The organism is Acidimicrobiales bacterium (assembly GCA_030747595.1).
Classification (GTDB): Bacteria; Actinomycetota; Acidimicrobiia; order Acidimicrobiales; family MedAcidi-G1; genus UBA9410.
Map to the genome: position 1 here is coordinate 127,268 of JASLKK010000004.1, position 17,703 is coordinate 144,970.

Consider the following 17,703-nt stretch of genomic DNA (forward strand, 5'->3'; position numbering starts at 1 on the left):
CGAACAAAGGGTCGGTGGGTGAGAGACCGCCGTGGCTCCGGTCAGGAGACGGAGCGTGCCCGGATGAGGTTCAGCGCACTACCGGCCTTGAACCATTCGATCTGGTCGGCCGAGTAGGTGTGCCGGCAGCTAATCCGGGTCTCGGTGCCGTCAGGAGCGGCGACCACCACGGCTACCGGTACGTTGGGTGCCAGGTCAGCCACCCCGACCACCGATATGCGGTCCTCGGGCCCAATCAGGTCGTAGTCGGCGGGGTCGGCGAAGGTCAGCGGTAGGACGCCCTGCTTCTTCAGGTTCGTTTCGTGGATTCGCGCGAACGAGCGGGCAATGACCACCTTGGCGCCACGGAAGCGGGGCTCCATGGCTGCGTGCTCACGCGACGACCCCTCGCCCATGTTCTCGTCGCCGATGGCCGCCCAGGCCACGCCGGCCTCGTGGTAGCGGCGGGCGATCTCCGGATAGGTCCGGGTTTCACCATCGGTGACGTCCCAGCCGGTGCCCACTTCGCCAGTGAAGGCGTTGACGGCTCCCATGTAGACGTTGCCCGAGATGTTCTCGAGATGGCCCCGGTACTTCAGCCACGGGCCGGCCATCGAGATGTGGTCGGTGGTGCACTTGCCCTGCGCCTTGACCAGAACGGTTAGGTCGGTCAGGTCACCACCGTCCCATGCCGCGAACGGTGTCAGTAGTTGCAGGCGGTCACTCGTCGGTGACACTTCGACCTGGATGTCCGAACCGTCGGCCGGCGGGGCCTGGAAGGTCTCTTCCCCCGGGTCGAAGCCGTCGGCGGGCAGTTCCTCGCCGTCGCCCACCGTGAGGCGGACCTCGTCGCCGGCCTCGTTCAGCAGTGTGTCGTTGGCCGGATCGAAGTCGAGTCGGCCGGCGATGGTCAGGGCGATCACCGTCTCAGGGGAGGTCACGAACGCGTGGGTCGTGGCGTAGCCGTCGTTGCGCTTGGGGAAGTTCCGGTTGTAGCTGGTGACTATGGAGTTGGGGATCCCGTCGTCGAGGTCCTGACGGTCCCACTGGCCGATACAGGGCCCACAAGCGTTGGCCAGCACCTGGGCGCCCAGCGCCTCGAAGTCGGCCAGCAGGCCGTCTCGCTCGATGGTGGCCCGGACCTGCTCGGAGCCAGGGGTGATGAGTAGTGGTGCTTTGGCGGTCAGGCCCTTGGCTACGGCGTCACGGGCGATGCTGGCCGCCCGTGTGATGTCCTCGTAGCTGGAGTTGGTGCACGAACCGATGAGCCCGGCACTGACCTCCAGCGGCCAGCCCTCGCGCTTGGCCTCGGCCCCAAGGTCTGCGACCGGACGGGCCAAGTCGGGGGTGTGGGGGCCGTTGATGTGCGGCGACAGGGTTGACAGGTCGATCTCGATGACCTCGTCGAAGTAGGAGCCGGGGTCGGCCTCAACCTCGTCGTCGGCTCGCAGATGTTGGGCCACGGCGTTGGCGGCGTCGGCCACGGCCTCACGACCCGTCGACTTGAGGTAGCGGCCAATGGCGTCGTCATAGGCGAACATCGAGGTCGTGGCGCCGATCTCTGCTCCCATGTTGCAGATGGTGGCCTTCCCGGTGGCCGACATGCTCCGTGCACCTGATCCGAAGTATTCGACAATGGCACCGGTTCCGCCCTTCACGGTGAGGATGTCGGCGACTTTCAGGATCACGTCTTTCGGGGCTGTCCATCCGTTCAATTCGCCGGTCAACTTCACGCCGATCAACTTGGGCCAACGCACGTTCCACGGGAATCCCGTCATGACGTCGACGGCATCTGCGCCACCTACGCCAACCGCAACCATTCCGAGTCCACCGGCGTTGGGGGTGTGGCTGTCGGTCCCGATCATCATCCCGCCGGGGAAGGCGTACTGCTCGAGGACGACCTGGTGAATGATCCCTGAGCCGGGCTTCCAAAAACCGGCGCCGTAGCGGGCGCAGACCGAAGCCAGGAAGTCGTAGACCTCGCGGTTGCCGTCGAGGGCGGTGGCCAGGTCCAACTTGCCGTCATCGCGAGCTTCGATGAGGTGATCGCAGTGGGTGGTCGTGGGGACCCGGACCTCATCGAGGCCAGCGGTCATGAACTGCAGCCAGGCCATCTGGGCCGTCGCGTCCTGCATGGCAACCCGGTCCGGTCGTAGGTCGACGTAGGAGACGCCGCGCTCGAGGCCGGAGGCCTCCGGATCGTCAAGGTGGTTGACAAGCACCTTCTCAGCCAGGGTGAGAGCACGGCCCAGACGGCGACGGCCGGTGGCTACCCGCTCGTCGAGAGTCGCGTAGACGCCCTGGATCAATTGGATGGGGGTGGATGCTGCGACTGTCATAGGGGTGGATTCCTCTAGGTGGGACGGCGGGGTGCGGTGCGCATCTCGCAGAGGCTGGGCGGTGGATTTCGAAGAATGCAGGTGATCCTGGTCGGATTATTTATCAATGTTCGAAGATTATCTATGTGGTTGGTTGGCTAGGGGAGTCGAGTACCCAAATAAAGCCAGTAGTTGGGTTAAAAGTGAAGTGCGAGCGAAATGACGCTAGTCAGAGCGCCGGCCAGCGACGTCGGCGACGTTGTGAACTGCGGTCACGGTCGCCAAGGGCCCAGGCTCGACGCCATGCCCCCACGTCGGGTCCGGTTAGGCCGGGCGAGGTGCCGGCGTGGGCACGAATGCGGGCCTGGTACCAGTCCGACGTCGCCTCGTCGCCGAGAGCGGCCACTGCGGCCTGCAGGCGGACGGCGAATGCCCGGGCGCTCTCATCGTGGTCGGCCGTCAACGGGTCACCGAACGTGACCGTTGTGCGTGACGGACGGGGCAGGGTTCGTCCCTTACGCAGAATCCGACCGGTGCCCTGCAGGTGGATGGGTACGACAGGTACACCACAGCGGATGGCCAGGTAGGCGGCTCCGCCCCGGAACTCCTGGCCCCACCCGTCGGGGCTTCGACCGCCCTCCGGGTACAGGAGGATCGACCACCCGTCGTCGATCAACCCACGGGCCATGTCGGCCGACTTGCGCCCGACCTTGCTGCGTTCGATGGGCACGGCGCCGATAGCCAACGCTGAGACCGCGCCGGACATCCGGTTGCTGAAGAAGTAGTCGGCGGCCGCTCCGACCACGATGCGGTGGCGCCACGGCTCGGGGATCGACGTCAGCAGCAGCGGCGTGTCAGCGTGACTGTGGTGGTTGGCCACGAAAACCACGGAACCGTCTAGGCAGTCGAGCCGGTCGAGGCCTCGTCGGGCGGGCGACGCCAGAACTGCCATGGCCGGGCGCATCACCGATTCGAGGATGGCGGCTCTGGCCACCCGGGCTGGATACCGACGTGCCCACCCGGTGTCGTAGTCGGCCCCCAAGCCGTGGTCGGGCGACGGTGGCTCGATACCGGTGGGCACGGGCGCTGCACGCCACGGGAAGCCGAGGCCGCCCGCCATCGAGCGAGCCTTCGCCACAGATCGGGCCGCAAAACTCATTGGGCGGTTCCCACGACTCAGGTCACGTCTGCCATCAGGATGGGTGGGTTCTTCATATGGGTGATGGTCGGCTGAGGACCCACCACGTCAGATGCCATCTCCAGGGCGTCCTGCAGTGTCGACGCCGACTGGAAGCCCATGCGGCGGACGGCCGCCGGGTCCCCACCGACGATGATGACCCGCCCGAGGTGCTGCAGGGCATGGCTGCCCCAGTACCACATGTAGAACGGGTGCACACCGTGGTAGGCGTATGAATTGCGGTACAGGTGGATGTACCACTCGTCCTCGGCGAACTGCTTTTCGTACTTGCGCTCGATCTCTATCGGATCGGTGGTATCGGCCAGCACCTGCTCGAAGAAGTCGATGTAGCTCGGGTGGTGGATCGGGTTGAACTCCCAAGGGGTGGGGTGGCTCATGATGAGCACACCACCTTCCCGCACCAGCGGCTTCCCCTTGTAGAGGTTGAAGAAGTACCCGAGCCCGAGACACATGACGAGAATCGGGTTCATGATCGAGTTGACGTTGTACGGACAGATATAGGGAAGGCCCATGGTCAGGATGTCGGTTTGGCCTTCGACGGGTACCAGTTGCTGGCGGTACACGTTGGCTGTGGTGACCTCGTGGACGGCCTCAACCTCACCGGCCTGCACCGAGGTGAGGGCGTAGGGCGCCTGCCACGACGAGAAGACCTTTCGCTTGGTCTTGGTCGGCATGATCTCCAGGCCGGCCTTCATGCCGAGGAACTGCATGCGGTCACGGGCCGACCACTCCCATTCGCGTTTCTGGAGGAGAGCGAGCGGGCCTTCCCGGCCGAACGTGTTGTTGTTGACCGTCGTCTCGATCTGGAAGATCTTCACGCCAGCGTCCCGAACAACTTTGCCCATCCGCCAGTTGGAGGCGTGCAGTTCAGAGTTCTCGCGGTCCATGAACGATTTCGAGTTTTGCATGGTCTTGACGTTGTGGTGGTGGCGCAGGCCGGTGTAGCCCGATAGGCCGGTGGCCGTGCTCTTGTGGCCGCCGTCCATGGCCACCAGGTTGATGTTGACGTAGACGAGAAGGTCGCTTTCGGCGGCCCGCTTGCTGAACTGGACGTCCTCGCCGTGGGGGGTCTCGCCGAGCACCACCATGCCGTCGGGATCCTCGGCATCGTGGTTGTAGAGGCGACCATCGGGGGCGAAGGCGTCGTACACCCGGTCGCCCACCGCGTGGCGCAGCTCGTCTTCGGTCATCCGCCGGTGGATGGCCAGGGCGGCGATGAGGTGTACGTCGTCGACACCGGCCTCGGCGGCCAGGTCCAGTACAGCTTCGATGATCCGCTGGCGGATGTCAGGCCGCCGCATCGGCGGCAGGGGCAGGGAGATGTCGTCGAAGGCAATGGTCAGCTTCATGCCCGCGGTCAGTAGGGCCGGCAACGGGTCCGAATCGCCGATCGGGTTGAGGAGGGCGTGGCGGATGGCGCCGTCCGGGTCGGGGAGGCCCTCCAACGGTTCGGCCGGATAGATGACACGGGAGCGGTCGGACGGCAACCTCTCAAGTCGGAAGCCCTCGCCGTGGTGGAACACGATAGGCGGGCTGTTGCGGTCGACGTCGAGCACGAAACCCGGTCGGGGTGCGAGATGTCCGGTCATGGGAGGTATCCAGTCACAGGAGGCGTTCCTTCTCGTCGCGGAGGTCAAAGGCGATCTTGGTGGCGCCCCGGCGCCCGGCCGAGGCCGCATGCTCAAGGGCGTCGCGGTAGCGGGCAAGGGGATAGGTGGCCGACACGAGCGAACCAAGGCTGGCAGCACCGACAAGGTCGGCGGCCAGGTCGAAGGTGCGGCGCTCGGTACCGTCAGGAAGCGTCTCGGTGCCGTACGTGTAGGCGCCCACAAGGGTGATCTCGCGGTGCCAGAGGGGAGTCAGCTCGAGGGAGACCTCAGCGGGCATGCCGACGAGCACGATGCGACCCCTTGGGCGGACGATGGCCAGCGCGTCGGTGAGGCTGGAAGAGGATCCGACGCAGTCGATGACCACGTCAGCGCCACCGGTGAGTCGATCCACCAACCCTTCGGTAGGGGTCTCGCCGAGCCCGGGTGCGCCGATGGCCCGGCTTCCGGTGATCCGACGGACGGCCCGACGGATCTCATCGGGAGCGACCACTTGGTCTGCGCCCAGGGCGGCGGCCTGTCGACGCTGCTCGGGGTAGCGGGCGGTAGCCACCACGGTGCCGGGCGTCGCGTGCGCCCGGAGGGCGGCCAGGGTGACCAAGCCGAGGGTGCCGGCTCCCAGCACGGCTACCACGCCGCCTTCGGGTACCTCGGCCATCAGTGCGGCATGCACCCCGCAGGCCGTGGGCTCAACCATGACGGCCGCTTCGTCGTCGAGGGTCTCGGGAACGGGATGCAACTGGCTGGGGTGGGCGTTGAATGCCGTGGACCAGCCGCCCCCAGTGTCGTGGCAGGAACCGATCTGGATCCCCGGTCCGAGGTCGCCGAACGAAGTGTGTTCGCAGTTACCGAGGTGCCCCTCCGCGCACGGGGTGCACGTCGGATCGAGGTTTCGGCTGACGCAGCCCAGAACCGGTTCCAGGACGACCCGGGAGCCATTGTCAAGGTCGCCGACCACCTCATGGCCGGGGACGAACGGGAACGACACGAGGGGTTCGAAGTAGCGGGCCGAGCGGCCGTCAACGGTGGCCAGATCTGAGCCGCAGATGCCTGATAGACGAGGGCGGACCCGCACCCAGTCGGGGCCGGGCGTCCGAGAGGTGTCGAGGTCGACGAGCTTGAGGGGTCCGGCGGACGCTCCCCGCCCGGGCGTGATGCTGCCGGCCACGCGGGCAGCCGCGTAGCGGGGCAGGTTCCGGCGGAACTGCAGGGCCTTCATCTGGTAGTGCCCACGGTTCGCATCGGGGCCAGTGGTAAAGGACTGCGGTACATGCCGGGCGACTTCTGGAAGTCCTCGACGAGCCAACCCCGCTTCCGGGCGATGCCGGCCAGACGGGTCTCCGGGTTGACGGCGACTGGGAAGCCAACGGCCTCGAGCATCGGAAGGTCGCTGGCCGAATCCGCATAGGCCACCGACTCGCTTAGGTCCAGACCATGGGCTGCGGAGTAGTCGACGAGGGCCTGGTAGCGAGCCTCGCCAGTCGGTGGCACGGAGGTGAGTTGGCCGTCGTATTTGCCATCCACCACGCCCAACTCGGCACAGACGATGTCGTCGAAGAGCGGGCGGAACGGCTCGACGACGAAGTCCAGGGCACCGGTGATGAGTAGTGTGCGGTGGCCCAGAGCCCGGTGCTCGCGTACCCGACGGATGGCCGCCGGAAATGACTTGGCCAGAATCATCTCGCTGAACTTCTCGGTGGCGTCGATAGTGATCTGATCGACGGGGGCCCCGTCGTACCGGCGGTAGAAGTGACGTAGGAAGTCGCTGCGATCCTTCTTGTCGAGCGACAGCAGGGCAGGCGCCTCGGCTACCAGCCCGGCCACGAAGCGGACCCGGTCGCGACCACGTAGACGTCGGCTACCCAGCCACGCATAGCTGGCAACCACGTTGGACGCGATGAGAGTGTTCTCCAGATCGAAGGCGGCCAGGTGGCGTTCTGGGGCCAGGGCCTGGCGGCGTAGGCGGGCCGATCGGCTCTCGCCGCCCCGGGACGGTGGCTTCATGGGGACCCGGCCGGCCTTGACGACCGATGGGAGGTGGACGTCGGGGACGTAGGCCTCCCAGTCGATGATCCTGGGGTCGAAAGCGAAGGCCGCCTGGTCGGCGTCGTCGAGCGAATCCCAGAGGGCTAGTAGCCGGTCCAGTCCGTATTCGGCCTCGCACTCGGCGTAGGCGCCGTACAGGTCGACGTAGCCCTCAGCCCGCTGGATCAGCTCTCGCTGCTCCTCGAGGCGGGTGCCCACCAGAGCTTGGCGACCCCGTACCGGTAGGACGTCGAACACCTTCTGGGCATGGTCGAGCATCGTGGCGGCCCGTTGCAACTGCTTCTTGACCCGTCCCCGGCCAGGGAACGACCACTCGGGCACCGGGATGGGCTGGCCCATGTCGTCGTAGATGGGGTGTTCGGTGAACCACTCGCGCACCTGGTCGACCAAGGTGCCGTAGCGAAGCGGATTGACCGAACCAGAGGCCACCTGGACGATGTCGGGCCCACCGTCCGCTGCCAGGGGCCCGCGGGCAGCTACCGCGCAGATGGCGGCCACCACGAAGTCGACCGGGATGACGTCGATGGTTCCTTCGGGAACGCCGGGGAACTCCTTCAGGAGGCCACGGGCGTACGAGATGATGACCGGCTCGGCCATTCGGAAGCCACGGATCCAGCCGGGTGATGGGTCGGCAACGGCCGATTCGATGATCGCCGGACGGACCACGCTGACGGGTACGGCGCCTCGGGACTCGGCGGTGGCGATCTCGCCGAGGGCCTTGGTGTAGGCGTAGGCGTCGGGGAAGCCAAGCGACGAGGCACGGGCGACACCGGATTCGGCCATGCGGTCGTCGACCCATCGGGATCGCAGTTGCTCGGTCTTGGCGGCAAGGTTGGGCGTCCCGGCAGCACCGAGTTCGCCGCGAGCCTTGGAGCGGAACTCGGCGAGGCTTTCCGGGGTGCGGCTGGTCGTCTCGGTTTCGCGACGTATGCGACGTGCGGCGTCGACCTCGGTGCGCCAGTCGACGTCGACGAAGAACGGGCTAGCGTCGACCGGCTCCTCAGGGGCGGCACCGCGACGGCTGCCAGCCACATAACAGGTGGACACGGTCACCACGTGTGGGGTCACACCCAGCTCGGACAGTGCCTCGACGACTCGGACTGGTCCCAGCAGGTTGACCTCGATGGCCTGGTCGAGTGGCGAGTCGAAGCTCACCGCAGCGGCCGAATGGATGACGATGTCGCATGCGGCGAGAGCGGCCCGGCCATTGTCGTCCAGGCCGAGTCCGTCGACGGTGACGTCGCCAGCCAATGCCGTGATCCGTCGGGCGGCCATTTCGGCGAAGCCATCGGGACCGAGGGAATCACGCAGTGAGTCAAAGGCGTCGTTGCGAAGAATGTCGCGTTCTACCCGTCGCTCCGCGCCTCGTCGACCTGGCCGGACGATCAGGACGAGTTCGCAGTTGGGGGCCGAACGAAGGAGGCGTTCGACGAGCGCGGTTCCGAGGAAGCCGGTGCTTCCGGTGATGGCGATACGCCGCCCAGCGAGGGATTCGGGGATCACGGGGTCGTTTCTACCAGAAGGTTGGCCTCCTTACCATCTGGTAGAGAAGGGGGCTACGGTTGCGATGTGGCGACCACCGGGGAGCGGGGCAATACCAGAGAGCTGGTGTTGGACGCTGCCCTCGCCTCTTTCGGTACTACCGGCTACGACGGGACCTCGCTGGATGACCTGGCAGCCGGTCTGGGGATCCGAAAGCAGACGATCCTCTACCACTTCGTCTCCAAACGCCGGCTGTTGGACTCGGTGGTCGACCACTGCGCCGGCGAGCTGACCATGGCATTGGAAGGGGTCTTGGTCGAGTCCAGATCCGCCGGGAGAAGCGACTGGGAGCGTGTTGAGGGAATGGTTCGCGAGGTGTTTCGCCTGGCGCTGGACCAGCCGGTCCTGTTGGGCCTGCTGCGTGAGGTCAGTCGCCCCAACTCGCCGGGCGCTGTTCGGGTTCGGACTCACCTAGAGCCCCTGATGGCCAGGGCCCGCCGGTGGATGGAGGACGAGATGGCGGCGGGACGCATGCGACGAACTGACGCCCAGTTGCTCCTCTTGAGTGCGTACTCGACCGTGGTGGGGGTAGCCACCGAGATCGAGGTGTTGCGGGCTGCGGGCGTGGGGCCGACTCTGCGTCCAGTGGTGCAGCGACGTGGCGAACTGCTGCGGTTCCTACGTCGGTCGCTGGATCCCGCCGCCGGTAGCTAGTTGTCCGCTCCCGACGGTTGGTTATCAGCGGCCGGTGTGGCGACGGCGCCGGGTGTGGCGGGTAACGGCCAGGTCGACCAGACGGTCGATGAGCGCCGAGTAAGAGAGGCCGGCGGCCTGCCAGAGCCGCGGATACATCGAGATCGGGGTGAAGCCGGGGATCGTGTTGATCTCGTTACACAGCATCCGGCCGTCGTCGGCAATGAAGAAGTCCACCCGGGCCATGCCGGTGCAACGCAGGGCAAGGTAGGCACGGGCGGCCATCTCTTGGAAGCCAACGACCACCTCTGGAGAGAGGTCCGGGTCGATGAGGAGCTCGGCGGCGTCGCTCTCGTACTTGTCGGCGTAGCTGTAGAAGGTGTCACCCGGTCGGATCTCGCCGGGTCCCGATACCTGCGGGTTCCGGTCCCCTAGGACGGCGAACTCGATTTCCCGGCCGGCAATGGCTTCCTCGACGACCACCCACTCGTCGTAGAGGGCGGCGGTGGCGAGGGCCTCGGCGAGGGAGTCCTCGTCGGTGGCCCGCGACACGCCCACCGAAGAACCCATGTTGGCCGGCTTTACAAATAGCGTCGGTCCAAGGTCAGCCAGCAGGTCGACCAACAGGGCTCGGTGCCCGTCGGAGTTGGCGTCGGTTCCCAGGTTGACCAGTCGGTCGGCGTGGATAGCCCGGTATCGCGCCTGGGCGATGTTGTGGTGGGCCAGGACGTCCTTGGTGGCCAGCTTGTCCATGGCTAGGGCGGAACCGAGCACGCCGGACCCCACGTAGGGCACGTCGGCCAGCTCAAGGAGGCCTTGAAGCGTGCCGTCCTCACCGAGTGGTCCGTGGACGAGGGGAAAGACGACCAGGGACCCGGGCTCGGCATCAGGTCCTGCTTGGGCTGCGAGTTCGGCGAGGCGGGGGAGTGGATCCCAGGCCGTGCCCGTCGGATCGAGGTGGCCGGGGAGGTTGCCAGCTTCCAGGGCATCGGCCGCCTCGTCGGCGTAGGCCCAGCGGCCCTCCCGGTCGATCCCGATAGGGATGAGCTCGTAGCGGTCGGGGTTCGCGGCAGCCAGCACGTGGCGGGCCGAGACGCACGAGACATCGTGCTCGGCACTCCGACCCCCGAACAGGACGACAAGACGACGGCGGCTAGACACCTGAGCATCGTAGGGTCGCGTTCCGTGAGGTATCGGGCACCGTGAGGATGTGGACGTCAGAGGTCGCGAGAGCGACCGGTGGCCAACTGGTCGGTGAGGACGTGTTGGTCGACGGAGCGACCCAGGATTCCCGCATGGCCACGCCGGGATGCCTCTTCGTGCCACTGGTGGCCGAACGCGATGGGCACGAGTTCATCGAGGCGGCCATTGCCGCTGGAGCGGCGGCTCACCTGACAGATCGCAACGAGATCTCACGGGCCACGACGGCGATACGGGTCGTTGACACGTCGGTCGCGCTAAGGGCGCTTGGTGCGGCTGCTCGCCGGTCAGTGGGTGCCGGTGGCGGCCGTGTGGTGGGCATTACTGGGAGTGTGGGAAAGACTTCCACCAAGGACCTGGTCGCAGCGGTGCTGGCCCGTAGCGCCACGACGCACGCCAGTGACCGGTCGTTCAACAACGAGATCGGCGTGCCGCTGACCCTGCTGGGTGCGCCGGTCGACGCCGCGCATGTGGTGGTCGAGATGGGGGCTCGCAGCGAGGGCGACATTGCCGACCTTGCTGGGCTGGCCCGTCCCGACGTCGGGGTACTGACCACCGTGGCGCATGCCCACACCGGGAGCTTCGGTTTCCTGGAGGCCGTTGCCCGTACCAAGGGTGAACTGTTCGACGGATTGCCGCCCGATGGGTGTGCTGTGGTCCACGCCGACGTCCCCGAGGCTCTGGCCCAGGCGGAACGGGCCCGATGCCCGGTCCTGACATTCGGTGACCTGGGCGAGGTAAGGGCCCGGGATGTACGGCTCGATGACGTACTCCGACCGACCTTCCGACTGGAATCTCCGTGGGGGCGGATCGAGGTGAAACTCGACGCCCGGGGTGCCCACATGGTGGCCAATGCGTTGGCGGCTGCCGCGGTCGGCTTGGTGGAGGGAGTCGGGCTGGACGATGTGGCGACCGGTCTGGCCGAAGCTCGGCTCACCCCGTGGCGAATGGAGGTGATGACCGGCTCGTCGGGATGCACCGTGGTAAACGACGCCTACAACGCCAATCCGACCTCGACAATGGCTGCCCTCGATGCGCTTGTCGCCCTCCCGGAGGACGGACGGCGGATAGCTGTGCTCGGCGTGATGGCCGAACTGGGAGACGACGGACCGGCGGCACACGCGGAGGTGGCTGAACACGCTGCCGATCTCGGCGTGGAGCTCCTTGCCGCAGGTACCGATCTCTACGGGGTGGATGGACTAAAAGACACGGACGCTGCGATCGCCGTGCTGGGGGAGCGTGCGCTGGGTCAAGGCGACGCCGTTCTGGTGAAGGGGAGCCGTGTGGCCGGACTTGAAGCGGTGGTCGAAGGCTTGGTGGGCGGGTAGTCGAAGGTCTTCTGCGACGGGCAGACCCGTCAGTCGACGTCGTGGGGGAGTTCGGAGGGTCGCAGCGGCGAGTTGGTCTTGTTCCAGTCGGCCAGGCGTTCGGGGTCGCACGTCGGGCACAGGTACACGACCCGCATCGACTGGATGGACAGCTGGGTTCCACGGGACTTGTCGACAATGGACTGCAACGCGGTCCGGACCTCGGCGCTGCCACACGTCGGGCAGGTGGGTTTCAGGTCCCGGACCCACGAGAGGGCACACGATCCGCAGGTCACGGTGATCGTCTGCTGGCCGGGGTTGCCATCACGATGCCCCGACAGGTCGTCGTCTTCGCCGCAGCCCGGGCAGATCAGGTCGTCCACGCTGTTCACGTTAGGTCCGGCGTCGGGTGCCCCGGTCACGATTGCTGACTCGACCGTAGGGTGAGCCGGTGACCGGTCCCGTCGACCACTACCGCACGCTCGGGGTACCGATTGATGCCGCACCCGAAGTCGTGCGCGACGCCTATCGGGATCTGGCCCGACGACTCCACCCTGATTGGGTGGTCGACCCGACCAAGCGAACCGGGTCAGCCGAACGGATGGCTGAAGTTAACGAGGCTTGGCGGGTGTTGGGCGACGTGGGTCGACGGGCGGCCTATGACCGGTCTCGTCGGCAGGCCCCGGCACCTCGCCGCCCCTCGACGGGACCTCCGGTGGATGACCGTCCTAATGGACGACAGGGCGATTCATTCGACGGGGTCGAGGTATCGACGGCTGCCGGGTGTGCACTGCGGGTCGGGCCGGTGGTGCTGGCCCTCGCGGTGATGCTGGGAATTCTCATCGCCACCGCGGTCCTGGGGCCGGAGGGAGAGGTGCCGTCGAGAATGGAGGCGGGCCGCTGCGTTGAACTGTCCACGACGGTCCAGGTGGTGCCGTGCACCGTCGAGACGCCGGTGATCGTGGCTCGGGGCGTGGCTGGGACCACCTGTCCGATGGTTGGTGCATCGGCGGCAGTGGCCGTGCTACTCCCATCGAGGACCGAACAGGTTTGCGTGGCACCACCGGGGACCCCGGTGCCCTGACCGGTCATCCGACGCCGCCGGTACCCTCTTCGCCCAGCGGACCGTTAGCTCAGTTGGCTAGAGCGCTCGCCTCACACGCGAGAGGTCACTGGTTCGAGTCCAGTACGGTCCACGCTTCGACCTGGGGTTTTGCGGCTGTACGTATCTACACGTAGGGGATGAACTACTAAAGCAGAACCCCTGCTGCTGTTGAGGCAGAGGCTAGGTGGCCAACTCGCTGGCCACCGTTACCTGTGTGCGGTACGACACCGGAGCCCCCTGGTGTAAATACGCGTAGGCGTCTTGCTGGAACGCGGTCCGTGCTTAAGCGGGGTCCCAGGCGGCGTAGACGGCTTCGGGCGCACGCAGGGTTGTCGATACCGGTTCGATTCCGGTGGGGTCGTCGAGGCGGAGGCCGGGAAGTCTCTCGAGGAGCACGTCGAGACCCGTCAGGAGTTCTCGACGGGCCAAATGTGAACCCGGACAGAAGTGCGGACCCGAGCCGAAACTGATGAGGCCAACCGGGTCGCGATCCGGGTCGAACTCGTCCGGATGATCGTGGACTGTGGGATCCCGGTTGGCCGCGGCGATCCCGAACAGCAGCAACGAACCGGCAGGAATCCCGGTGCCCTGCCACTCGGCGTTTCGAGTAGCGATCCTGGGCAGGGCACCCAACGGTGGCTCCCAGCGCAGTAACTCCTCGATGATCGCCGGACGCCGCTGCGGATCGTCGAACGCTGTAACCAGCACGGACTCCCGGGTAAGAAGCACGTAGAGCAGGTTTCCGAGCGCGTGGTAGGTGGTGGCAGCGCCGGCGGCGAAGAACATCCGAATGTGGGCGACGACCTCCTCGTCGTCAAGTCGTCGACCGTCCACCTCATGGTGGAGCATGGCCGAGAGCACGTCATCGGTCGGCTGCCTTCGCCGCTCCCCGATCACCGGGCCGAGATGCTCGTCGAATTCGTCGCGAGCCGTCCGAGCGGCCTCCGGGTCACGCATGAAGCCCAGCAGGTCGAACGACCAGCGTCGGAGGCTCTCGTCACCGGCCGGGGGGAGGCCCAACTTGCGTCGGAGCACCCGGAACGGGAAGACGGCGCAGAACTCGGCCATGAGGTCGGCCCGGCCCCGCCCAATGAAGTCGTCTACGACCTCGTTCGCAACGGCCGCCAGGCCCCCGGCGTCGAAGCGTTCGATAGCACGAGACCGGAATGCCGGCTGCGCCAGTTGCCGATAGAGGTTGTGCTCGTCGCCGTCCATGCTTTCGAAGGTGCGCCCCTGGACCGGTTCGATGACGATCTCGTAGTGGGCACCCGCGGGAAACCGCTCGTTGTCCCGGAAGGCTCCGACCACGTCCTCGCTGCGGGTCAGGAACAGGGCGGACCCGCCGTGGAAGGGAACCTCAACCACCGGGCCCATCTCGCGCACGGTGGCACACGCCCGGTGAAACGACTCGCCGGGCAGCGGGTCGCTCCCAAAGTCGGGCAGTGGGTCCGGGGGCACGGCCCACTATCCCATGGTGTAGATACGCGCACCGGGCCAGGGAGGCGCATGGCCTCCCGTTCGGGGGTTCTGCTTAAGTCGCTTGTCCCAGGGTGTCAGAGACCCCCACCGCCCCTCACCGGTTCAGACATCGGGCCGTTACCTCCAACATTCGTTCGGATAACTCGCCGGTAAGCAAAAGTTTGTTCTCTTCGTATTCGAAGTCGCTCTGAGTGAGTCGCTCTTCGATGCACTCCAGTGCGCTGGCACAAACCGACGGAGACGAGCCCGCGTACTCGCAGTTCGTCAGAAATGCGTCGCGCACTTCCTCGTCATAGTCCCGATTCCCTGAACACCCGATGGCCGTAGATAGTGAGAGCACAACCAATACGGCCAGTGCAGGAAATCGACCGGTAAGACCCATCACGATTTCAGTCTCCCAGAAATCGAAGGGGGTCACCTCTACACCGAGGGCGTCAGAGGCACCCCCGCCCCCCAGGGGAGGGGGTGACAGACTCAGGCTGTGAAGAAGTACGCGGTTGTTCTGACGTTCTTCTTGGTCGTCTCGGGGTGTGGTGGGAGTTCAGACACAACAGCACCAACCTCAACCACTGCGGCGACACCGACCGCGACGATCAGGGTGGCTCCCACCGCGACAGCCGTGTCTACGACGATCAGGGTGGCTCCCACCGCGACAGCCGTGTCCACGACGATCAGCGTGGCTCCCACCGCGACAGCCGTGTCCACGACGACCACCGTCGCCCCCACCATAACTACGGCACCGCCGCCAACGACTGCTGCGACAACTACGACTACACCGCCGCCAGCGACCTCCGTTGCGTCTACGACAACGACGACCGCGAACATCAACTGGATCTCAGAACTGCTTGCCCCTCTTGTGGTCAGTAGTGCCTCCGCACCTATCAACTACGACCGCGACGACTGGGGCTCAGGGTGGTCAGATGACGACAGCGACTGCATAAACACACGCCACGAAGTCCTCATCCTCGAATCACTAACTGAGACAGGTTTCAGTTCTTCAGGATGCTCAGTCGTCAGCGGGCAGTGGTACGCCGCGTTCACTGGCACGTACGTCACCAACCCCAGTTCGTTGGACGTCGACCACTTCGTGCCACTCGCCAATGCCCACGATTCGGGCGGATGGGCTTGGTCGTCAGCGACTAAGAGGTCCTATTACAACGACCTTGTTGATCCGCAGCACCTGATCGCAGTTACTGCCTCGGCCAACCGGTCAAAGGGATCACGCGGCCCGGAGGAGTGGAAGCCCCCTGATTCCAGTTATTGGTGCCAGTACGCCGACTCTTGGGTGGACATCAAGGTGCGTTGGGGTCTCACAGTGACCTCCGCAGAACTGTCCACGCTCCAATCGATGCTCGGTACCTGTGGCGGTCCGCCAACCGGTGTCTACGTCCCACCTGCGGCCCCATCGACCACGACTAGTACCACTACTAGCACCACGACCACGACCACCACGACTACGACGGTTGCGCCAACGACCACAACCTCTGGAGTACCTGACAACCCGGGTAACACGAAGAACTGCTCCGACTTCTCCAGCTACCCGGCGGCGAAGGCATGGTTTGACACCTACTTCCCGTACTACGGCGACGTGGCGCGTCTAGATGGGGACAATGACGGTGAGCCATGCGAGTCCCTGCCCGGAGGCCCATAAACCACCTGCATGTATCTACACCTTGGGGCCCCAGCAGTCGCCCCACTCCCGGGGGAGGGGGCGACAGACTGGGTAGACGAAGAAGAGCCCGACGGCGTTGGTCACTCAGTTGCCGGTCGTGGTGCTGGGAGTTGGTCGAATCAGTCGGTGCTTCCGCCCGGGGCGATGACGACGATGGCACCCGACCCGACGGTTACCTCGGCTGCCGTGCCGATCATCCGATTCGAGAGGCCCAGGCCAACGCCGGGTTCGAGCGTCGCTTCGTTGAGCGACCAGACCAGTCCGGTCGTCGTCACGCCGGTGGCCGCACCGCCGACGGCCATCAGGCTGACCAGGTCATCGGTACTGCCGTCGATCCGGACCTGATCCCAGACCACCCAGGCCCGCGCCTCATCGATCCGAACGTCGACCCGGAGAGCCGACCACCGATCACCGGCCAGAATCAGCAGATTTCCGAGGGCGTGATCGGCCCGCCCGCCCGCGGTGACCACCACCGTCACCGACGTCGCCCCGGCACGCAGCGCCGCCGCCAGGGCCAACTCGAGGTCGCTTTCGTCCTTGTCGACCGGGTGGCGTTCCACGACCCGGGCAATCACTTCGGCGCCGTCGCTGGCCGAATCCATGTCGCCGACGAGCAGGTCGACGGTTAATCCGAGTCGGAGAGCGTTATCGATGCCCTCGTCGGCGGCGATCACCAGATCGGCGTCCGGTAGCGGTGCCAGTCTCCGGGGAAGCGGCCCGCCGGTCACGATCAGTGCGTGTCCACCTGCGGACCCGACAGTGGACGGGTCGATGGTCACCTGCCTACCCCGTTGACCCGCACTGTCCAACGGCCCTCCTGACACGTGAGCGACAGGTCAAGCCCGTAGCAGTCCGAGAGGGCTCGGGCAGTCAGGACGTCAGCCAGCGGCCCAACCGCCACGATCCGGCCGCCCTCCATGAGTAGCCCGTGGGTGAACCCGGGCGGGATCTCCTCAACGTGGTGGGTTACCTGGACCATGGGCGGCATCGCCGGGTCGGTCGCCAGGTCGGCCAGCGTCGACACCAGTTCCTCCCGGCCGCCGAGGTCCAGCCCTGCTGTTGGCTCATCCAACAGCAGGAGATCGGGGTCGACCATCAGGGTCCGGGCCAAGAGCACCCGCTGGCGCTCACCGGACGACAATGTGCCGAACCGGTGGTCGGCCCGGTGACCACAGCCGATCCTCTTCAAAAGGTCGCGGGCCCGGTCGCGATCCTCGTCGTCGTAGTCGTCCCACCAGGGCTCCAACGCACCGTGCCGGGCGGTCATCACCACGTCGGTGGCTGCCAGGTCGGGCCGGAAGGCGTCGGCCAAAGTCGCCGAGGCGTAGCCGATCTGGCGTCGGAGCGACCGCACATCGGTTCGTCCCAGTGTCCGGCCCAGCACGGAAACCGTCCCGGTGGTCGGGTGTAGTTGCAGGGCGGCGATCCGAAGCAGGGTGCTCTTGCCTGACCCGTTGGGCCCCAGGACCACCCAATGCTGGCCGCCCCTGACCTGCCAGTCGATGCTCTCCAGCAGTTGGGTTCCCTCGGTTCGGCGGCTCACGTCGGCTAGTTCGAGTACGGGGTCCGTGGCTGGCTCCAACACGCTGATGACCCTAGGCCGACCCGTTGCGACGG

At 66.1% G+C, this 17,703-nt stretch carries 16 protein-coding genes and 1 tRNA gene; 5 read left to right on the forward strand and 12 right to left on the reverse strand.

Annotated elements, in window-relative coordinates; genetic code table 11:
* Positions 1–41: 41 nt before the first annotated feature.
* The 5 genes from QF777_04495 to QF777_04515 all read right to left on the reverse strand — a co-directional run bounded on the left by QF777_04495 (position 42) and on the right by QF777_04515 (position 8,651).
* Complete coding sequence (locus tag QF777_04495) at positions 42–2,318, reverse strand: aconitate hydratase (protein ID MDP6910807.1); 2,277 nt, start codon at positions 2,316–2,318, stop codon at positions 42–44.
* 208 nt (positions 2,319–2,526) lie between these two features.
* The gene (locus tag QF777_04500; protein ID MDP6910808.1) at positions 2,527–3,417 is read right to left on the reverse strand and encodes a lysophospholipid acyltransferase family protein; all 891 of its coding nucleotides are present in this window, start codon (positions 3,415–3,417) and stop codon (positions 2,527–2,529) included.
* Positions 3,418–3,473: 56 nt separating this feature from the next.
* On the reverse strand, positions 3,474–5,084 hold the full coding sequence (locus tag QF777_04505) for a lactate racemase domain-containing protein (protein MDP6910809.1): 1,611 nt from the start codon (positions 5,082–5,084) through the stop codon (positions 3,474–3,476).
* 13 nt (positions 5,085–5,097) lie between these two features.
* On the reverse strand, positions 5,098–6,321 hold the full coding sequence (locus QF777_04510) for a zinc-binding dehydrogenase (protein ID MDP6910810.1): 1,224 nt from the start codon (positions 6,319–6,321) through the stop codon (positions 5,098–5,100).
* Entirely contained in the window at positions 6,318–8,651 is a 2,334-nt protein-coding gene (locus QF777_04515; protein ID MDP6910811.1) for an HAD-IB family hydrolase, read from the reverse strand. Before QF777_04515 ends, QF777_04510 begins: the two co-directional genes overlap by 4 nt.
* A 66-nt stretch (positions 8,652–8,717) precedes the next feature.
* Between QF777_04515 and QF777_04520 the strand changes: the two genes are divergently transcribed.
* Positions 8,718–9,344 carry a TetR/AcrR family transcriptional regulator gene (locus QF777_04520; GenBank protein ID MDP6910812.1) on the forward strand — a complete coding sequence of 209 codons (627 nt, stop codon included), beginning with the start codon at positions 8,718–8,720 and terminating at the stop codon, positions 9,342–9,344.
* Between the two features lie 24 nt (positions 9,345–9,368).
* Here the strand turns inward: QF777_04520 and QF777_04525 are convergent, their stop codons facing one another.
* Positions 9,369–10,484: a D-alanine--D-alanine ligase family protein gene (locus QF777_04525; protein MDP6910813.1), complete on the reverse strand. Its 1,116-nt coding sequence runs from the start codon at positions 10,482–10,484 to the stop codon at positions 9,369–9,371.
* Between the two features lie 134 nt (positions 10,485–10,618).
* Here QF777_04525 and murF point away from each other — a divergent pair, with 134 nt between their 5' ends.
* Positions 10,619–11,851 carry a UDP-N-acetylmuramoyl-tripeptide--D-alanyl-D-alanine ligase gene (gene murF / locus QF777_04530; protein ID MDP6910814.1) on the forward strand — a complete coding sequence of 411 codons (1,233 nt, stop codon included), beginning with the start codon at positions 10,619–10,621 and terminating at the stop codon, positions 11,849–11,851.
* 29 nt (positions 11,852–11,880) lie between these two features.
* Here the strand turns inward: murF and QF777_04535 are convergent, their stop codons facing one another.
* Positions 11,881–12,252, reverse strand: a complete 372-nt coding sequence (locus QF777_04535; GenBank protein MDP6910815.1) for a hypothetical protein — start codon at positions 12,250–12,252, stop codon at positions 11,881–11,883.
* A gap of 29 nt (positions 12,253–12,281) precedes the next feature.
* Between QF777_04535 and QF777_04540 the strand changes: the two genes are divergently transcribed.
* Positions 12,282–12,914 (forward strand): DnaJ domain-containing protein, encoded by a 633-nt coding sequence (locus QF777_04540; protein ID MDP6910816.1) that lies wholly within the window; start codon positions 12,282–12,284, stop codon positions 12,912–12,914.
* Between the two features lie 38 nt (positions 12,915–12,952).
* Positions 12,953–13,026: transfer RNA gene (locus tag QF777_04545), tRNA-Val, on the forward strand.
* Between the two features lie 191 nt (positions 13,027–13,217).
* Here QF777_04545 and QF777_04550 read toward each other — a convergent pair.
* The 3 genes from QF777_04550 to QF777_04560 all read right to left on the reverse strand — a co-directional run bounded on the left by QF777_04550 (position 13,218) and on the right by QF777_04560 (position 15,239).
* Positions 13,218–14,393, reverse strand: a complete 1,176-nt coding sequence (locus QF777_04550; GenBank protein MDP6910817.1) for a cytochrome P450 — start codon at positions 14,391–14,393, stop codon at positions 13,218–13,220.
* 115 nt (positions 14,394–14,508) lie between these two features.
* Complete coding sequence (locus QF777_04555) at positions 14,509–14,832, reverse strand: hypothetical protein (GenBank protein ID MDP6910818.1); 324 nt, start codon at positions 14,830–14,832, stop codon at positions 14,509–14,511.
* Positions 14,833–14,888: 56 nt separating this feature from the next.
* Positions 14,889–15,239, reverse strand: a complete 351-nt coding sequence (locus tag QF777_04560) for a hypothetical protein (protein ID MDP6910819.1) — start codon at positions 15,237–15,239, stop codon at positions 14,889–14,891.
* Between the two features lie 31 nt (positions 15,240–15,270).
* Here QF777_04560 and QF777_04565 point away from each other — a divergent pair, with 31 nt between their 5' ends.
* The gene (locus QF777_04565; protein ID MDP6910820.1) at positions 15,271–16,065 is read left to right on the forward strand and encodes an excalibur calcium-binding domain-containing protein; all 795 of its coding nucleotides are present in this window, start codon (positions 15,271–15,273) and stop codon (positions 16,063–16,065) included.
* Positions 16,066–16,205: 140 nt separating this feature from the next.
* Here the strand turns inward: QF777_04565 and QF777_04570 are convergent, their stop codons facing one another.
* Together QF777_04570 and QF777_04575 are read right to left on the reverse strand one after the other, a co-directional pair.
* Positions 16,206–16,865 carry a thiamine diphosphokinase gene (locus QF777_04570; GenBank protein ID MDP6910821.1) on the reverse strand — a complete coding sequence of 220 codons (660 nt, stop codon included), beginning with the start codon at positions 16,863–16,865 and terminating at the stop codon, positions 16,206–16,208.
* On the reverse strand, positions 16,862–17,671 hold the full coding sequence (locus QF777_04575) for an ATP-binding cassette domain-containing protein (GenBank protein ID MDP6910822.1): 810 nt from the start codon (positions 17,669–17,671) through the stop codon (positions 16,862–16,864). The genes QF777_04570 and QF777_04575 overlap by 4 nt, the downstream gene beginning before the upstream one ends.
* Positions 17,672–17,703: the final 32 nt, after the last annotated feature.

Coding starts and splice junctions, on each gene's coding strand:
- QF777_04495 (MDP6910807.1), bottom strand. CDS start 2,318: ATGACAGTCGCAGCATCCACCCCCATCCAATTGATCCAGGGCGTCTAC.
- QF777_04500 (MDP6910808.1), bottom strand. CDS start 3,417: ATGGCGGGCGGCCTCGGCTTCCCGTGGCGTGCAGCGCCCGTGCCCACC.
- QF777_04505 (MDP6910809.1), bottom strand. CDS start 5,084: ATGACCGGACATCTCGCACCCCGACCGGGTTTCGTGCTCGACGTCGAC.
- QF777_04510 (MDP6910810.1), bottom strand. CDS start 6,321: ATGAAGGCCCTGCAGTTCCGCCGGAACCTGCCCCGCTACGCGGCTGCC.
- murF (MDP6910814.1), top strand. CDS start 10,619: ATGGCCACGCCGGGATGCCTCTTCGTGCCACTGGTGGCCGAACGCGAT.
- QF777_04560 (MDP6910819.1), bottom strand. CDS start 15,239: ATGTTCGCGGTCGTCGTTGTCGTAGACGCAACGGAGGTCGCTGGCGGC.